We start from the raw sequence: 16703 nt of genomic DNA, 5'->3' as shown, positions 1-16703 counted from the left end.
TCACTATGGCAACAGATAACAAGCAGACACAGGCAGTCAATTACGGTGACGAGAACATCATCACCCTGGAAGGCGTCGAGCACATCAGGCGCAGACCGGGAATGTACATCGGCCGACTCGGCAACGGCGACAAGCCGGACGACGGTATCTACGTACTCCTCAAGGAGATCATAGACAACTCCATCGACGAGTTCACCATGGGCTTCGGAAAGGTCATCCAGGTAAACGTAGACGAGACCTCAGTCAGCGTACGTGACAACGGACGAGGCATTCCTCTTGACTCCGTAGTCAAGGCCGTGAGCATACTCAACACCGGAGGTAAGTACGACGACAAGGCCTTCAAGAAGTCCGTCGGCCTCAACGGTGTCGGTTCCAAGGCCGTGAATGCACTTTCCGAGTACTTCTACGTAGAGTCATTCCGTGACGGAATGGCCTCGTTCGCGGAATTCCAGAGGGGAAAGCTCATTGACTCGGGGAAACGAGAGACAAAGGAAAAGAACGGAACGCTCGTAAGGTTCACGCCGGATCCTAACCTTTTCATAGGTTACAAATACAGGATGGAGTACATCGAGACCATGATCAAGAATTACTCCTACCTCAAGAAAGGTCTCGCACTCAACTTCAACGGGACCGTATTCAAGTCCGAGAACGGACTTCTCGACCTCGTAAACGATGCACTCAGCGAAACGCCTCTCTATGAGCCTATCCACATAGTAGGAGAAGACATCGAAATCGTGATGACTCATGGAAACAGCTATGGAGAGAACATAGTCTCCTTCGTCAACGGCCAGAACACCCGAGACGGAGGTACGCACCTGGCAGCCTTCAGAGAAGCTGTGGCTAAGACGCTCAAGGAGTTCTACAAGACCGCGTCCAAGAAGGATTTCGCCCCTGAGGACATTCGTCAGGGCATCATCGGAGCGGTAAGCATACAGATCCAGGAGCCGACCTTCGAGGCTCAGACCAAGACCAAGCTCGGATCCACATACATGTGGGAGAAGGAAATCGAGAATCCTGACGGAACCAGGACCTACGACAAGGGTCCTACCATCAGAAGCTTCGTAAACGATTTCATGTCGAAGAACCTCGAGAACTACCTCCACATCCACAAGGAGATCATACCTGTCCTCCAGGAAAAGATCCAGTCTTCCGAGGCCGAGAGGAAGGAAATCGCCGGAATCCAGAAGAAGACCAGAGAAAGGAACAAGAAGGCAAACGTCTACAACAAGAAGCTACGTGACTGCAAGTTCCATTTCAACGAGAAGATGCCTAAGGGCAAAGAGGAAGAGGCAGCTAAGACCAGCATATTCATTACCGAGGGTGACTCTGCGAGCGGAACCATCACCATGGCAAGAAACGCTGACGTACAGGCGGTGTTCAGTCTCAGGGGTAAGCCTATCAACTGCTTCAAGGAAAGCCACAAGAAAGTAGCCGAGAACGAGGAGCTCAGCCTTCTCATCTCAGCCCTCGGAGTAGAGGAGGACCTCGAAAACCTCAGATACAACAACATCGTCGTCGCAACCGATGCCGATGACGACGGAATGCACATCAGGATGCTCGTCGTCACATTCTTCCTGAAATACTACCCTGACCTTATCAGGCGTGGCCACGTACACATACTCCAGACTCCTCTCTTCCGAGTCAAGAACAAGAAGGAAATGAAGTATTGCTACTCGATGGAGGAGAAGGAAGAGGCCATCAAGAAACTTAAGACGGCTGTTGAGATTACCCGATTCAAGGGTCTCGGTGAGATCTCGTCAGATGAGTTCGCGGAGTTCATCGGCGAGGATATCCGTCTGGATGAAGTCAAGCTCAGCGACGAGGAGTCCATCATCGACCTCCTCGAATTCTACATGGGCGACAACACCATTGACAGGCAGAAGTTCATCAAGGCAAACCTCAAGTCCGAGGAAGAGCTCGACGGAGTCGATTTCTAAGAAAACAAATGGGCCCGCCGTAGAGTGGGCATAAAAAAGAGGCGGTGACTTTTGGTCATCGCCTCTCTTTTTTATCGAGTGTAAGTATTACTCAGCAACTACGGTTACCTTAACGGTACCCTTAACGCCCTTGTAGCACTTAACGGTTGCATCGTACTCACCAAGTTCCTTGACTGCATCGATAGTGATGTCTTTCTTGTCAACCTGTACGCCAGCCTCTGCGAGAGCGGCTGCAACGTCAGCGGTGGTAACTGAACCGTAGATCTTGCCAGACTCGCTTACCTTTACTGCAACAGTAACAGGAGTAGCTGCGAGCTTTGCTGCAAGTGCCTCTGCATCTGCTACGAGCTTTGCCTCCTTGTGAGCCCTCTGACGGAGGTTCTCAGCGAGGACCTTCTTTGCAGAAGGAGTAGCGAGAATTGCATAACCCTGAGGAATAAGATAGTTGACAGCATATCCTGTCTTCACATTGACGATCTCGTCAGTGTAGCCGAGGTTGGCTACGTCTTTCTTAAGAATGATTTCCATATTGCTGTCTACTTATTATTTCAAAAGGTCGGTTACATATGGGAGGAGTGCGAGATGACGAGCGCGCTTAACAGCCTGAGCGACCTTCCTCTGGAACTTGAGGGAAGTACCGGTGATGCGACGAGGGAGAATCTTACCCTGCTCGTTGAGGAACCTCTTGAGGAACTCAGCATCCTTGTAATCTACATACTTGATACCTGCCTTCTTGAAACGGCAGTATTTCTTCTTGCGAACCTCTACTGTAGGAGGGTTCAAATAACGGATTTCATTGTTCTGTGCCATAATTCTTGTCCTCCTTGATTATTTCTGCTTGTTTGCCCTTCTCTTCTCAGCATATGCTACAGCGTGCTTGTCCATAGCGAAAGTGAGGAAACGCATGATGCGCTCGTCACGACGATACTGAGTCTCGAGTCTTGCTACGAGCTGAGTGTCAGCCTTGAATTCGATGAGATAGTAGAATCCTGTGGTCTTCTTCTGAATAGGATAAGCGAGCTGCTTAAGACCCCAGTCCTCTTCGTACACAATCTCGGCACCTCTTTCCTTGAGGTAATTTGTGTACTTGGCAACCGCTTCCTTCATCTGAGCATCAGACAAAACGGGAGTTGCAATGAAAACGGTTTCGTACTGTTTGATCATTTTGTTTGTAATTTATTGTTTTATAAAAATTTACGGTCCACCTCGTGGCAAATGACCACAAAATGGACCGCAAAGATAGTAAAAATTATCTATCCGACAAAACTATTTCTCTGGTATAGATACGAGTACCGTCTTGAGATACTCCCAGCTGCGCTCCACTGAAGGGATGAAGAGCTTCTCGTCAGGAGAATGTGGATACATGATGGTAGGACCGAATGATACCATGTCCCAGTTAGGATACTTCGAGCCAAGGATGCCGCACTCGAGTCCACCGTGAGTAGCCACGATCTGGGCAGGCTTGCCGTTCATCTCCTCGTAGGTCTTCTTCATGACCTTGAGAATGATCGAATTGTTGTTAGGAGCCCAACCTGAATAGCCGCCGGTGAATGTCACCTTGCATCCAGCAAGCACGAACGCACTCTCGATCCTGCGGGAAAGAGCCTCCTTCGCGCAGTCAAGAGAACTTCTGAGAAGGGTCTTCACCATGAACTTGCCACGTGCTATCTTGACCATTGCAAGGTTGTTGGATGTCTCTGTGAGGCCCTCGATGGAATCGCTCATCCTCTCGACGCCGTTCGGGCAGGCAAGAATTGCACGCATGAAGCGCTCAGCAGCCTCGTCCTCAACGTAGAGGCAATCAGCATGGCTGCACTTCTCGCCCTCTGCAGGCACGTATGGAGCAAAGCTGATCTCGATGTTCGGATCGGCGATTGCGAACTCCTGCTTGATCTCCTCTGCGTACTTGTCCACCATCTTCTTGGCAGCAGAAAGCTTCTTTGAAGGGACATATACGGTACACTCGGTCTCACGAGGAATAGCGTTCCTGAGAGTACCACCCTCCATGTCAAGGAGCTTCACGAGTCCCTTCTGGAGAAGAGGAAGGAGGATACGAGCCGCAAGGATGTTGGAGTTAGCCCTGTAGAGCTTGATATCCATACCAGAATGACCTCCGAGGAGACCCTTGATGTTGAGGCTGTAGCAGAGATAGTCCTTCTCTGGCTTAACGCGAGTGTATGTAGCGGACACATTGGTATCAAGACCACCAGCGCAACCTACGCAGAGTTCTCCCTCTGCCTCGCTGTCGCAGTTGATGAGAAGGTCGCCCTTGAGCACGCCGGCGGCAAGAGCGTCAGCTCCGGTCATTCCCGTCTCCTCGTCGATGGTGACAAGAAGCTCGTCTGGACCATGCTCGCTATCCTTCGACTCGAGGACGGCCATTGCGGGGGCAACACCGATACCGTTGTCTGCGCCGAGAGTCGTACCCTTTGCCTTGACCCATTCTCCGTCGATCCATGTCTGGATAGGATCCTTCTCGAAATCATGCTCCACGTCAGAGTTCTTCTGTGGGACCATGTCCATGTGGCCCTGGAGAATCACGCCCATGCGGTTCTCGTAGCCAGGAGTGGCAGGTTTGCGGATGATTATGTTTCCGACCTCGTCCCTGATGGTCTCGAGACCGAGTGACTTACCATAGTGATAAAGGAATTCCGAGACCTTCTCCTCATGCTTCGAAGGACGAGGAATCTGAGTAAGTGAGTGGAAGTTTTTCCACACGATGCTTGGTTTGAGTTCTGAGATGCTCATGGTTATGGTATGTTGATTATTTAGTCATTACGAAAGTTGTTGCGGTGGTTCCGAGCTGGTATACCGGTACACGAGAGTCGAGAAGCATGCTGGTGCCCTCATAGAGCTTGACTCTGCAGACTGCAGGAACTCTATAGTGCACAAGTGCGCCCTTTCCTCCCTTGGCATCACCCGCTGCGACAGGTGCGACTGCCTCAGGAGTAAGCTCCAGCACCACAGGTTTGCCGGAAAGGTCATCGGCAGCTACGGCGCCGTCAGTCTCAGAGAGGCGGAAAGCGACATACTGCTGGCTGCTCTTCGATGCATCAGGCACGACCTCGACGTTATAGACCTGGGTCTGTACGTCGGTATAGCCGACAAACAGGCTGAGATACTCTTTCTCAAGTCTCTTCATCTCGGCAACAGCATCGCCCATAGCCTGTCCGCTATATGTCATGTCCGTATCGCCTGTGATGATCTGTATCCTTGTATTGCGAAGCTTGAATATCATCTCCGCAGCTTCGGCCGCGCGTCTGTCAGGAGTCTTCTCGACGAGAACGCTCTGCGTAATTTCGCTGACCATTCCCTCCTCATCGGTCCTGTAGAGCTTGGTAGACTCGACTGCATGATTGGAAGTGACTCCCCTCTCCGAGAAATCCGTTCTCATCGAAGACGGGAACCTCCATGTCGAAGAAGAAGCTGCCACATCGCCAGACACGCACACGAGTCCCTGGCTGGTGAAACTACCCAACGCAGAAGCAGGCACGGCAGCAGAGAACCTGGCGGACATGTCAGCCTCAACGCGTGGAGTCATGACGACCTTCACGATGTGGCTAGAGCTGGAATCCTCAGACCTCGCATCAATTCCGAGGTACTTCTTGGCATACTCGGCATAAGGGCCTGCATGGAAGGTTTCAATCACGGTCTCAACCTCGAGAGAAAGCGAGGTCTTAGGAAGCGAATACACCTCCTGCGCACGCAGGACAGGCATCGCGGCGACTAGAACCGCCATCATTATAATCAACTTCTTCATCTTACCAATATTTAGTTTTTCATTAGACTGCCTCAGTAAAAAAGGCCGCACAGTCACAAAGATACCAAAAAATCAAAGGATTTCACTATCTTTGTAGAACTACCGAAAAATAATCAATTTTATATAAGTTATGTTCAAAGGTCAACCAAAAGGTCTTTATGCCCTTGCCCTCGCCAACACCGGTGAGCGCTTCGGCTACTACACCATGATTGCGGTCTTCGCTCTCTTCCTTGGAGCAAACTTCGGTCTCACCGAAGGACAGGCCGGACTCATCTACAGTACTTTCCTCGCACTCGTGTACTTCCTTCCTCTCATCGGAGGTATCCTCGCTGACAAGTTCGGATACGGAAAGATGGTTACCATCGGTATCGCCATCATGTTCCTCGGTTACCTTGTGCTTTCGCTCCCTCTTGGCGGCGACACTTTCGCACTTGCGATCATGGGACTCGCGCTCGTTCTCATCGGACTCGGAACCGGTCTCTTCAAAGGCAACCTCCAGGTAATGGTTGGTAACCTCTATGACGACCCTAAGTACTCTGACCGTAGAGATTCAGGCTTCTCACTCTTCTACATGGCAATCAACATCGGTGCCCTCTTTGCACCTACAGCTGCCGTCAAGATCAAGGAGTGGGCAGAGCTCTCACTCGGATATTCGTCAAACGACGCATACCATTTCTCTTTCGCAGTTGCCTGCCTCTCACTCGTACTTTCAATTGCAATCTACTATGCATTCCGCTCTACCTTCAAGCATGTAGAGGGCGGCAAGAAGAAAGGCGACACAGCCGCAATCGAGGACAACCTCACTCCTGAAGAGACCAAGAGCCGCATCGTCGCTCTCGTGCTCGTATACGCTGTCGTAATCTTCTTCTGGATGGCATTCCACCAGAACGGTCTTACCCTCACCTATTTCGCAGACCAGTTCACAGCAAAGAGCAGCACTGGCGTACAGAGCATGCTCTTCGACGTCATCAACCTCGTGATGGTGATCGTGATCGTATACGCACTCTTCTCATTCTTCCAGAGCGAAGAGAAGAAGGCAAAGGGCTATTCTATCGCTGCAATCGTTGCAGCAATCGCAGTGCTCGTATGGAAGTACACCAGACTCGACGGCCCTATCGCTATCAGCTCACCTATCTACCAGCACTTCAACCCTAGCTTCGTAGTTGCACTCACCCCAGTGAGCCTCGCAATCTTCGGCGGACTCGCAGCAAAGGGCAAGGAGCCATCTGCACCTCGCAAGATCGCTTACGGTATGCTCGTGGCAGCCATCGCATACGGTCTCATGGTAATCGCTTCAATCGGCCTCAACACTCCTGCACTCCAGAAGGCGGCAGGCGATGCTGGTACTTTCGTTTCACCTAACTGGCTCATCAGCGTTTACCTCATCCTCACCTTCGGAGAGCTCCTTCTCTCGCCAATGGGTATCTCATTCGTATCCAAGGTCGCTCCTCCTAAGTACAAGGGTATGATGATGGGTGGTTGGTTCGTAGCCACCGCTATCGGTAACTTCCTCGTCCAGATCGGAGGTCACCTTTGGGGCAACCTCCCTCTCTGGGTCGTTTGGGGCACATTCCTCGCACTCTGTCTCATCTCTGCGGCTTTCATGTTCGTGATGATGAAGAAGCTCGAGGCTGCAACAAAGTAACAATGGGAAAATACAATCTCGATATGGAAGCTCGTGCCGAAATGGCACGAGCTTTCTTTAAGAAAGGATATAACTGCTGCCAGTCAGTCGTCCTCGCCTATTCCGACGTGATAGGCCTTGACGAAGACACGATCGCAACATTGAGCTCAGGGTTCGGCGGTGGATTCGCAAAACTCAGGGAAGTCTGCGGATGTGTCTCCGCAATGACAATGGTGGCAGGTGCAGCATTGCCGGCAAAGGTTCCCGCAGACATGGAAAGACGCGGCGCCAATTACAGACTCACTCAGATGCTTGCAGCCCAATATAGAGAAGAGAACGGCAGCATAATATGCAGAGAACTCCTGGGACTCGAGAAGGCTCAGAAGCCAGAAGATCCTATGCCATCAGCAAGGACGTCGGAATACTACAGTAAAAGGCCATGTCCCGAGCTTTGCGCATGTGCGGCACGAATACTAGCCAAGACATTGAACTCGCTCTAGACGTAAATCCAGGAGAGATACGAAATAAGGCAAGGCAAACCCTACGGTTATTGCCTTGCCTTATTTCTTGCAGTCAGAGCTGTCTGGAACTCCCTGGCATTGCGCAGATGCTGGTCGTATGAGACTGCAAAATTGTGGGTGCCATCGAAACTTGCACTTGCGCAGAAATAGAGATATCCATGTTTGTCCGGATTGAGCACCGCATCCAGATAAGCTTTCCCAGGCGTACATATAGGGCCAGGAGGAAGCCCGGCATACTTATATGTGTTATAAGGTGACTCGACCTCAAGATGCTTCAGAAGCACTCTGTTGAGGGTGTAGCCATAACAATAGCAGACCGTAGGATCCGCCTGAAGTCGCATGCCGATATTGTATCTGTTCAGGTAGACTCCCGCAATCTTGGCAAACTCCTGTTCGGCACGTGTTTCACCTGCAACTATAGACGCGACCGTCGACACCTGTTCTTTGCTCAGTCCCAAAGCCTTGGCCTTGGAGACTCTCTCATCCGTCCAGAAGGCATCGTATTCTTTTTTGAAACGAGCGAAGATCTCGTCCACAGAAGCAGTCCAGTACATCTGGTATGAATCCGGAAGAAAGAATCCGAAAAGATTCAAGGTATCCGTATCATATTTAGCCAGGAACTCCTTGTCATACATAGCAGAATACACCTCGTCATATCCGCACATCATCTGGTTCGCTATCTGGTTCGCTATTCTGTCCTTCGAACGGAGAGTGCCGGAGAGGGTGAGATTGACCGGAGTCTGCCATCCTCTGGTCAGCATGCGCGCAACGTATATGCTCTGGGAAGATGGAGCGACGAGATAGTGACCAGGTTTAAGGCCAGAGACCACAGACTCCTTCGAGAATGCTCTCGAAAGGCTCTTGGAGTTCAGGACTACGCCACTGAGAGAATCCAGGATATCCGATGCCGTCATATCCGGATACACATACAGTTCGTAGGATCCGCTGAAGTTAGCCTTTCTGTTATCCTGATACCACCGCGCTGCAAACACGGACAGCACGGAGCCCATGACAACCGCTACAGCTGCAGCTATGTATATGATTTTCTTCATTATCTGAGGTTAAGTATGACACCCTCGCGGAGCGTTCCTCCAGGGAGCATGTTATTCATCTTTTCGAGGGACTTGAGCTTTATCGCATAATGCTGGGAGATATCCCACATGGTCTCAGAGTCCGACTCCACGACGTGCTTGTCCAGTCCCTTGACAGACTTCGCGTTCTTCGCCTTGAGGTAAATAGTCTGGCCCGGACGCACCTGAGCTCCCTCCTTAAGGTCATTGAATTTCAGAAGTTCCTTGCGAAACAGCTGATAGTCACGGGCAATAGAATCCAGCGTCTCGCCTTCCATCACATAGATGAACGGTACTCCGTTGAGTTCATATACTGGCCTTGATATAGAGAAGCTGAAGCTTGATCTGCTAGCCTGCTGAAGCTTGTTAGGAGATTCCGGAATCACATCTTCCTCCTCGTCCTGTGTAGGTGTCCATTCTCTGATGGAATGGTCTTCGCGCTTCTGGTCCCGGGAAGGTCTCTCCTTCTCTTCGCGTGCCGGCCTTGCTGAGCGTCCGTTGACATCGAAATCGTTCAGTTCATACTGCTCGATTATGCTTATGAGCTTGTTCGCATAGCCAGGGTCGGTTGCATATCCTGCCGCCTTGAGTCCGACAGCCCACCCCTTATAATCGGTGATCTTAAGGTCGAAGAGAGACTGATATCTCTTGCTGTACCTCAGGAAATCAGAATGGTCCTTGAAGGAATCCTTCACACTTGAATACTTGCGGAAGCACTCTCCCTTTGCGTCGTCATCATGATAGATGGTCTGGCCTGTCCATGTGCCGGCACACTTGATGCCGAAATGGTTGTTTCCCATCCTCGCGAGAACAGACTGACCTGCAGACGACTCAAGCAATCCCTGAGCGAGCGTAATGCTGGCAGGGACGCCGGAACGGTACATCTCTGACACCGCTATATCATAGTATTGCTTGATATATAGGTCATAGGAAGTCTGCGCGGAAACCGTCAGGAAACCGCACAGCGTCACAAGTATTGCAAGAATTCTTCTCATAATTTCTTCAAGGGCAGATCGACGACGTCGAGGTCATGTGTGAGATAGCTCTCAGCAAATACCGTACGAGCCTCGTCCAAAAATACGGACAAATCCGGATATTTGGAAGAATAATGTCCTATTAGAAGTTTGCCGACCCCGGCCTCCTTGGCGCAAAGAGCCGCCTGCTCGGCCGTCGAATGGAACCGCTGAGCAGCCTTGTCGGTCATTTCCTTGGTATAGGTAGCCTCATGGTAGAGAAGGTCGACCCCCTTCACCCATGACGAGAGTTCAGGGAAAGGAGCGGTGTCGCTACAATAGGCATAGCTGCGTGGTTCATATGGTTTGTATGTCACTTCGTCACAACGGATGATGCTGCCATCCGCCCTCACGATATCTTCTCCCCTCTTCGCTGTCGCCATCTCCGCAATTCCGAGTCCATACTTGGAAATCATCTCCTTGGATATGTTCAACTGAGGCTCAGTCTCTCTGAAAAGGAAGCCGAAGCAATCCATCTTATGATTGAGAGGGAAAGCCTGCACGGTGAGATTCTTCACTTCAAGCACGGTCTGAGGCTCTGTCATGTCAAGAGCATGGTGCTCTATCTCATAATTGATGCCTTCACCGAAACGGCTGAGGAAGAATTCAAGCATAGGACGAAAAGCGCGCGGAGCAAAGATCTCCAACTTGCCGGTACGTCCGAGCATAGCCATAGTCGAAAGGAGCCCATAGATACCGAACATGTGGTCACCATGAAGATGTGAGAGGAAGATCGCCTCGATCTTCAGATAAGAGACGCCTGCCTGACGCATCCTTACCTGAGCGCCCTCTCCGCAATCAATCAAAAACAAGCGCCCCCGTACATCAAGTACTTGGGCGCTTGGAAATCTATCTGAAATGGGCAGGGCCGAAGCCGTGCCCAATATATTCAGAGTGAAATTCATCTCGGAAGAGGATTACTCACCCTTCGCAAGAGAAGCCTTGAGAGCTGCGAGTGCGTCGATGTCACCGAGAGTGGTCTTCTCGATGTTAGAGTTGATCTTCTTCACAGCCTTCTTGGTGAGGTCTGCCTCAGATACTGGCCTCTCAGCCTTCTCCTCAACTGCAGCAACGTAAGTCTTAGCGTGGCTTACAGTGATCTTCTTGGTGTTCCTCTTGATGTCGGTAACCTTGACGGTGAGCTTCTCACCAGCTACTGGCATGGTACCGTCAGCCTTAACGAGCTCCTTGTTGAAGCAGAATGCCTCTACCTCTGGCTCGAGAGTGATGGTAGCGCCCTTCTCAGTGATAGCTGCTACGGTTCCCTCAACAACGGTACCTACAGAGTACTTAGCCTCGATCTCATCCCATGGGTTAGGAAGGAGCTGCTTGTGGCCAAGGCTGAGCTTGTGGTTAGCCTCATCGAAGTCAAGGATTACAACCTCGATTGAGTTGCCAGAAGCTACCATCTCTGATGGATGCTTGATCTTGTTCCAAGAAAGGTCGCTGATATGTACGAGACCCTCAACACCCTCCTCAAGCTCTGCGAACACACCGAAGTTGGTGATGTTGCGAACAGTTGCAGTGTGCTGGCTGCCTACAGGATACTTCTCACGGATTGACTCCCATGGGTTAGGATAGAGCTGCTTGATACCGAGAGACATCTTCTTCTCGTCACGGTCGAGGGTAAGGATCTGTGCCTCTACCTCGTCACCTACCTTGAGGAAGTCCTGAGCGATGCGGAGACGTGGGCTCCAGCTCATCTCTGATACATGGATAAGACCCTCTACACCTGGCTCGATCTCTACGAATGCACCGTAGTCAGCGATGAGGACAACCTTACCGGTAACCTTGTCACCAACCTTGAGGTTTGCATCGAGTGCATCCCAAGGGTGCTGAGTGAGCTGCTTGAGACCGAGAGCGATTCTCTTCTTGGTCTCATCGAAGTCGAGGATAACGACATTGATCTTCTGGTCGAGAGCGACAACCTCCTCTGGATGGTTGATGCGGCCCCAAGAGAGGTCAGTGATGTGGATGAGACCGTCAACACCGCCGAGGTCAACGAATACACCGTAAGAGGTGATGTTCTTGACAGTACCTTCAAGTACCTGGCCCTTCTCGAGCTTGCCGATGATCTCGCTCTTCTGCTGCTCGAGTTCTGCCTCGATGAGAGCCTTATGAGATACGACGATATTGCGGAACTCCTGGTTGATCTTGACGATCTTGAAGTCCATGGTAGTATCGACGAACTGATCGTAGTCGCGGATAGGCTTGATGTCGATCTGGCTTCCAGGAAGGAATGCCTCTACACCAAACACGTCAACGATCATACCACCCTTAGTGCGAGTCTTGACATAACCCTTGACGATTTCGTTATTGTTGAATGCAGCATTGACCTGATCCCAAGAGCGGAGCTGACGAGCCTTCTTGTGTGAAAGCACGAGCTGACCCTTGCGGTCCTCAGTGTTCTCTACGAGTACCTCAACCTTGTCACCAACCTTGAGGTCTGGGTTGTAACGGAACTCAGGAGCCATGATGACACCCTCGCTCTTGTAACCGATGTTGACGATGACCTCTCTCTTGCTGATTGATGAAACGACGCCCTCGATGACCTCGTTCTCGACAACCTTTGAAAGGGTCTGATCGTACTGTGCGGCGATCTCTGACTTGTCAGCGCCGTACACGTCTTCGTTCTCAAATGCATCCCAGTCAAAATTCTCTGGGGCAACTGAGGCGTTGAGGACTGCCTTTGGAGCCTCAACTGCAGGAGTTTCCTCTGCTGCGATGTTCTTGTTTTCTTCCATAGTAAATTGTTGATCTTAACTAGTGGGTTGTACTTTATGTCTTGTGCCTCGGGAGATACAAAAAAGCGCACCTCTCCGAAAGGCGCGCAAAATTATGTATAAAATACGAGAAATCAAATAGTAATGCTCAAATAATCAGAGCATATTCTTCCTTCTGAAGATAAGATAGATCACTATCACCGGAACGATCAGCAGGAAGGTGATCATCGGTATCGACAGCCATGGTCTCACCTCAAGGACGTCACCGAACACGTTCATACCGAAGAAACCTGTCACGAGAGTAGGAGGCATGAGCAGCAGGGACACGAGAGTGAACACCTTCATGATCTTGTTCTGGTCGAGATTGATAAGACCGAGAACGGTGTTCTGGAGGTACTCGAGACGCTCGAAGCTGAAGTTCGTATGATTGATAAGGGAAGAGATATCTTTCAGGAGGACGTTCATCTTCGTCTGATATTCCCTCGGATACTTGTTGCTCTTGAGCACGCTGCTGATCACCCTCTGCTTATCGACGATGTTCTCGCGTACGAGCATCGTGTTTTCCTGCAACTGGTTGATATCGAGAAGGAACTCCTCATTGACATCCTCACCGAGGTTTATCTTCTTGCTGAACTGCGCGATCTCCTTACTCATGAGCTCGATCATGTCGGCATCGAGGTCGACACGCTGCTCCAGGATGCTCACGAACACGAGATAGCCGTTCGCATAGTTCCTCGGAAATGCCTGAAGACGCCTCTGGAGGTCCACGAAGCTTCTGAGCGGAACCTCACGGATAGTCGTGAGAATACTGTCGCAGATGATGAAGGAAACCGTCTCCATCGAGTACTCGTCAGGACCCGGGATGACGAAGTTGGTATTAGCGAAGATTGCCTTGTCGTTCTCGAAGAATCGTGAAGAACTCTCGATCTCCTCCGCCTGTGCACGGCTCTGGATGGTCGTGCCGAGGAAAGCCTCGGTGGAACGCTTCTCTTCACCGGTCGGTGCGAAGAGATCGATCCATATCACATCGGATTTCTGGAGTTCCTGGAAGAGGGACTCCGACTGGGATACCAATACCTGGCCGTTTGATTTGTAGAAAATCTCTATCATAGCATCCTGCTTTTCGCCGGCCCAGTCGCCGGAAGGATTAAACTTCAGTATGCGGCCTATCTTCGATAGAAAGCGTGCAAAAGTAGGGACTTTATTTCAAAAAACAAACTTTTTACGGTCTGAAAGGCTGACGGTTCGCAATCGAACGTCCAAGTGTCAGGCTGTCAGCGTATTCAATGTCGTCTCCGAAGCCCAGTCCGCGGGCCAGTGATGTCACATTTACGCCCAGAGGAGAAATCTGCCTGAAGATGTAGAAAGCAGTGGTCTCACCCTCCACGTCTCCGCTCAGCGCGAATATCACCTCAGTTCCATCTTCCGCCTCCCTGAGCCTTGCCACGAGATCGTTCACGGTGAGATCCGAAGGTCCGATACCGTTGATCGGAGAGATGATTCCTCCGAGCACATGGTAGACTCCATGGTACTGTCCGGTAGCCTCGATGCTCATCACGTCCCTCACGTCCTCGACAACGCATATCGTGCTCTTGTCTCGAGAATTGTCCGAACATATCGAACATATCTCCTCATCGGATATCATGCGACAGGTGCGGCAATAGCGGACATGGTCCCGGAGCTTGTCAATAGACGCCGTGAAATGGTGGACGTTCTCCTGCGGCTGACGCAGAAGGTGGAGCGCAAGCCTGAGCGCGCTCTTGCGGCCGACACCCGGAAGCGAATTGATCGCATCCACGGCATCTTCCAAAAGCTTCGACGGATATTTTTCCTTGTACATAACTGAACGCAATTTAGTCATAATTCCGCACAAATCAATCGCGAAATCGGGATATTTGTGCCATATTTGCAGGAAACAATTACGCACGACATGGATAGGAAAGCAGTCATCATCCCGACATACAACGAAAAGGAGAACATCGAGAAGATCATCCGCGCTGTCTTTGCGCTTGAGGGTGACTTCAATGTGCTCGTAATCGAGGACGGTTCCCCTGACGGCACTGCGGCCATAGTCAAGAGGCTACAGTCCGAATTCCCGGAGAAGCTCTTCATGATAGAGAGAACGGGAAAACTCGGACTCGGCACCGCGTACCTCACCGGGTTCAAGTGGGCCGTAGAGAACGGATATGACTACATCTTCGAGATGGATGCCGACTTCTCGCACAATCCGAACGACCTTCCACGTCTGTACGACGCATGCGCAAACGGAGGTGCCGACCTCGCGATCGGTTCACGCTACTGCAACGGAATCAGCGTCATCAACTGGCCTATCGGCAGGGTGATCATGTCCTATTATGCATCCGTGTATGTGCGCACGGTGCTCGGAATGAAGGTATATGACACCACGGCCGGATTCAAATGCTACAGAAGAAAGGTCCTCGAGACCATAGACCTCGACGACGTAAGGATGAAGGGATATGGATTCCAGATCGAGATGAAGTACACCACCTACAAGCTCGGATTCAAGGTCAAGGAGGTGCCTATCATATTCGTTGACAGGACTGAGGGCACGTCAAAGATGTCCAGCAGCATTTTCGGGGAAGCCTTCTGGGGCGTCCTCGGACTGAAGTTCAGAAAATTCAGGAGAAGGGCCTAAGCTTTCTTCAGGAGTCTGAGACCTATCCTGTTCCTGTCCAGATCAACAGAAACGACGGTAACCATCACATGCTGTCTGAGCTTGAGAAGCTTGGACGGATCTGCCATTCCCTTGACTCCCATGTTCGATGCATGGATGAGGCCATTGTCATGGATTCCGATGTCCACGAAGGCGCCGAAGGCGGTGATATTGGTCACTATGCCCGGTAGTTCCATACCCACATGGAGGTCATCTATGCTGTGCACATCTTCGGAGAACTCGAACTCCTGCGCAGCCTCGCGCGGATCGCGTCCCGGCTTCGCAAGCTCCTTGAGAATGTCGTCAATGGTAGGAAGTCCGAACTCCCCTTCCACATAGTCCGCAGGCTTGATCTTGGAAATGAGTTCGACATTGCCGACCAGCTGGGCAGTGCTGACACCGAGGTCCTTTGCCATTCGGCTGACGATATGGTAAGCCTCGGGGTGGACGGCAGAATTGTCCAGCGGATTTGAAGCACCAGGAATGCGGAGAAAACCTGCGCACTGCTCGTATGCCTTTGCGCCGAGTCGCTTGACCTTGAGAAGTTCCTCCCTCGAAGAATACGCTCCGTTCTCCGTCCTGTAATCGACTATGCTCCCGGCGAGTGCCGGGCCTATTCCGGAAACATACTGGAGCAGATATGGAGATGCGGTATTGAGGTTGACGCCTACGCTATTGACGCAGCTTTCCACGGTATTGTCAAGCTTTTCCCTGAGAAGATTCTGGTCCACGTCATGCTGATACTGGCCTACGCCAAGAGACTTAGGGTCTATCTTCACGAGCTCGGCGAGAGGATCCATGAGCCTACGTCCGATGGACACTGCGCCCCTGACGGTCACGTCCTGATCCGGGAACTCCTCGCGCGCAACCTCGGACGCCGAGTAGATGGAAGCGCCGTCCTCACTCACCGAGAACACGCGACAACCCTCCGGCTTCGGCACCCTCTTCACGAACTCCTCGGTCTCACGGCCTGCGGTGCCGTTTCCGATGGCGATCACCTCGACCTTGTACTTGTCAATGAGCCCGGAAAGAGTCTGGATCGACTTCACCTTCTCGCTGACCGGAGGATGAGGGAAGATCACGTCATGGCATAGCAGCTGGCCCTGAGCGTCGAGACACACGACCTTGCAGCCTGTCCTGAATCCGGGATCTATGGCCATGAGCCTCTTCTGTCCGACAGGCGCCGCGAGAAGCAGCTGGCGGAGATTCTCTCCGAACACCTTGATGGACTCGATGTCGGCCTTCTCCTTGGCGGCCTTTATGACCTCATTGGAGATGGATGGTTCGAGAAGGCGCTTGTACGCATCGTCGATAGCCTCCCTGATCTGCTCTCCAAGCAGCTTGGAAGGATATTTCCTTGACTGACAGAAGTCGTAATATA

General features: G+C 51.4%; 16 protein-coding genes. 4 read left to right on the top strand and 12 right to left on the bottom strand.

The window, feature by feature from the left end; all coding sequences use genetic code 11:
* The first annotated feature begins 5 nt into the window (after nt 1–5).
* Entirely contained in the window at nt 6–1937 is a 1932-nt protein-coding gene (locus AC06ND_RS07785) for a DNA topoisomerase IV subunit B (RefSeq protein WP_475678420.1), read from the top strand.
* 87 nt (nt 1938–2024) lie between these two features.
* Here the strand turns inward: AC06ND_RS07785 and rplI are convergent, their stop codons facing one another.
* From rplI to AC06ND_RS07760, 5 genes are all read right to left on the bottom strand, one after another.
* Entirely contained in the window at nt 2025–2465 is a 441-nt protein-coding gene (gene rplI / locus AC06ND_RS07780; RefSeq protein ID WP_475678419.1) for a 50S ribosomal protein L9, read from the bottom strand.
* Between the two features lie 15 nt (nt 2466–2480).
* Nucleotides 2481–2747 carry a 30S ribosomal protein S18 gene (rpsR, locus tag AC06ND_RS07775; protein WP_177476542.1) on the bottom strand — a complete coding sequence of 89 codons (267 nt, stop codon included), beginning with the start codon at nt 2745–2747 and terminating at the stop codon, nt 2481–2483.
* An 18-nt stretch (nt 2748–2765) separates the two neighbouring features.
* Nucleotides 2766–3098 carry a 30S ribosomal protein S6 gene (gene rpsF, locus AC06ND_RS07770; protein WP_475678432.1) on the bottom strand — a complete coding sequence of 111 codons (333 nt, stop codon included), beginning with the start codon at nt 3096–3098 and terminating at the stop codon, nt 2766–2768.
* A 105-nt stretch (nt 3099–3203) separates the two neighbouring features.
* Nucleotides 3204–4685 carry an aminoacyl-histidine dipeptidase gene (locus tag AC06ND_RS07765; protein ID WP_475678418.1) on the bottom strand — a complete coding sequence of 494 codons (1482 nt, stop codon included), beginning with the start codon at nt 4683–4685 and terminating at the stop codon, nt 3204–3206.
* A 16-nt stretch (nt 4686–4701) separates the two neighbouring features.
* Complete coding sequence (locus AC06ND_RS07760) at nt 4702–5697, bottom strand: DUF4831 family protein (RefSeq protein WP_475678417.1); 996 nt, start codon at nt 5695–5697, stop codon at nt 4702–4704.
* 130 nt (nt 5698–5827) lie between these two features.
* Between AC06ND_RS07760 and AC06ND_RS07755 the strand changes: the two genes are divergently transcribed.
* Both AC06ND_RS07755 and AC06ND_RS07750 read left to right on the top strand, forming a co-directional pair.
* Nucleotides 5828–7342: a peptide MFS transporter gene (locus AC06ND_RS07755; protein WP_475678416.1), complete on the top strand. Its 1515-nt coding sequence runs from the start codon at nt 5828–5830 to the stop codon at nt 7340–7342.
* 41 nt (nt 7343–7383) lie between these two features.
* On the top strand, nt 7384–7821 hold the full coding sequence (locus AC06ND_RS07750; protein ID WP_475678415.1) for a C-GCAxxG-C-C family protein: 438 nt from the start codon (nt 7384–7386) through the stop codon (nt 7819–7821).
* 47 nt (nt 7822–7868) lie between these two features.
* On the opposite strand, the gene mltG is transcribed toward AC06ND_RS07750, so the two are convergent.
* The 6 genes from mltG to recR form a co-directional block, all read right to left on the bottom strand.
* Nucleotides 7869–8894 carry an endolytic transglycosylase MltG gene (gene mltG, locus AC06ND_RS07745; RefSeq protein ID WP_475678414.1) on the bottom strand — a complete coding sequence of 342 codons (1026 nt, stop codon included), beginning with the start codon at nt 8892–8894 and terminating at the stop codon, nt 7869–7871.
* Nucleotides 8894–9907 carry a glucosaminidase domain-containing protein gene (locus AC06ND_RS07740; RefSeq protein ID WP_475678413.1) on the bottom strand — a complete coding sequence of 338 codons (1014 nt, stop codon included), beginning with the start codon at nt 9905–9907 and terminating at the stop codon, nt 8894–8896. The genes mltG and AC06ND_RS07740 overlap by 1 nt, the downstream gene beginning before the upstream one ends.
* Nucleotides 9904–10830, bottom strand: coding sequence for a ribonuclease Z (locus tag AC06ND_RS07735; protein WP_475678412.1), 927 nt, complete (start codon nt 10828–10830; stop codon nt 9904–9906). Before AC06ND_RS07735 ends, AC06ND_RS07740 begins: the two co-directional genes overlap by 4 nt.
* A 12-nt stretch (nt 10831–10842) precedes the next feature.
* A complete protein-coding gene (rpsA, locus tag AC06ND_RS07730) occupies nt 10843–12669 on the bottom strand; it encodes a 30S ribosomal protein S1 (RefSeq protein ID WP_475678411.1) in 1827 nt (608 codons plus the stop codon).
* Between the two features lie 135 nt (nt 12670–12804).
* Nucleotides 12805–13758: a CorA family divalent cation transporter gene (locus AC06ND_RS07725; RefSeq protein WP_475678410.1), complete on the bottom strand. Its 954-nt coding sequence runs from the start codon at nt 13756–13758 to the stop codon at nt 12805–12807.
* A 112-nt stretch (nt 13759–13870) separates the two neighbouring features.
* The gene (gene recR / locus AC06ND_RS07720; protein WP_475678409.1) at nt 13871–14488 is read right to left on the bottom strand and encodes a recombination mediator RecR; all 618 of its coding nucleotides are present in this window, start codon (nt 14486–14488) and stop codon (nt 13871–13873) included.
* Between the two features lie 90 nt (nt 14489–14578).
* Between recR and AC06ND_RS07715 the strand changes: the two genes are divergently transcribed.
* Nucleotides 14579–15304, top strand: a complete 726-nt coding sequence (locus AC06ND_RS07715; protein ID WP_475678408.1) for a polyprenol monophosphomannose synthase — start codon at nt 14579–14581, stop codon at nt 15302–15304.
* Here AC06ND_RS07715 and AC06ND_RS07710 read toward each other — a convergent pair.
* The coding region (locus AC06ND_RS07710) for a helix-hairpin-helix domain-containing protein (RefSeq protein ID WP_475678407.1) at nt 15301–16703 on the bottom strand (1403 nt) is incomplete at its 5' end. The two genes, AC06ND_RS07715 and AC06ND_RS07710, sit on opposite strands and share 4 nt — an antisense overlap.

It is taken from the genome of Candidatus Cryptobacteroides sp. (assembly GCF_056207615.1).
Note: the sequence above shows the minus strand (reverse complement) of the source record. Positions and strands in the feature narration are given on the sequence as shown.

Excerpts from the sequence above, each read along its gene's own strand:
- AC06ND_RS07785 (WP_475678420.1), top strand. The coding sequence starts at position 6 with ATGGCAACAGATAACAAGCAGACACAGGCAGTCAATTACGGTGACGAG.
- rplI (WP_475678419.1), bottom strand. The coding sequence starts at position 2,465 with ATGGAAATCATTCTTAAGAAAGACGTAGCCAACCTCGGCTACACTGAC.
- rpsR (WP_177476542.1), bottom strand. The coding sequence starts at position 2,747 with ATGGCACAGAACAATGAAATCCGTTATTTGAACCCTCCTACAGTAGAG.
- AC06ND_RS07765 (WP_475678418.1), bottom strand. The coding sequence starts at position 4,685 with ATGAGCATCTCAGAACTCAAACCAAGCATCGTGTGGAAAAACTTCCAC.
- AC06ND_RS07760 (WP_475678417.1), bottom strand. The coding sequence starts at position 5,697 with ATGAAGAAGTTGATTATAATGATGGCGGTTCTAGTCGCCGCGATGCCT.
- AC06ND_RS07755 (WP_475678416.1), top strand. The coding sequence starts at position 5,828 with ATGTTCAAAGGTCAACCAAAAGGTCTTTATGCCCTTGCCCTCGCCAAC.
- AC06ND_RS07750 (WP_475678415.1), top strand. The coding sequence starts at position 7,384 with ATGGCACGAGCTTTCTTTAAGAAAGGATATAACTGCTGCCAGTCAGTC.
- mltG (WP_475678414.1), bottom strand. The coding sequence starts at position 8,894 with ATGAAGAAAATCATATACATAGCTGCAGCTGTAGCGGTTGTCATGGGC.
- AC06ND_RS07740 (WP_475678413.1), bottom strand. The coding sequence starts at position 9,907 with ATGAGAAGAATTCTTGCAATACTTGTGACGCTGTGCGGTTTCCTGACG.
- AC06ND_RS07735 (WP_475678412.1), bottom strand. The coding sequence starts at position 10,830 with ATGAATTTCACTCTGAATATATTGGGCACGGCTTCGGCCCTGCCCATT.
- rpsA (WP_475678411.1), bottom strand. The coding sequence starts at position 12,669 with ATGGAAGAAAACAAGAACATCGCAGCAGAGGAAACTCCTGCAGTTGAG.
- AC06ND_RS07725 (WP_475678410.1), bottom strand. The coding sequence starts at position 13,758 with ATGATAGAGATTTTCTACAAATCAAACGGCCAGGTATTGGTATCCCAG.
- recR (WP_475678409.1), bottom strand. The coding sequence starts at position 14,488 with ATGTACAAGGAAAAATATCCGTCGAAGCTTTTGGAAGATGCCGTGGAT.
- AC06ND_RS07715 (WP_475678408.1), top strand. The coding sequence starts at position 14,579 with ATGGATAGGAAAGCAGTCATCATCCCGACATACAACGAAAAGGAGAAC.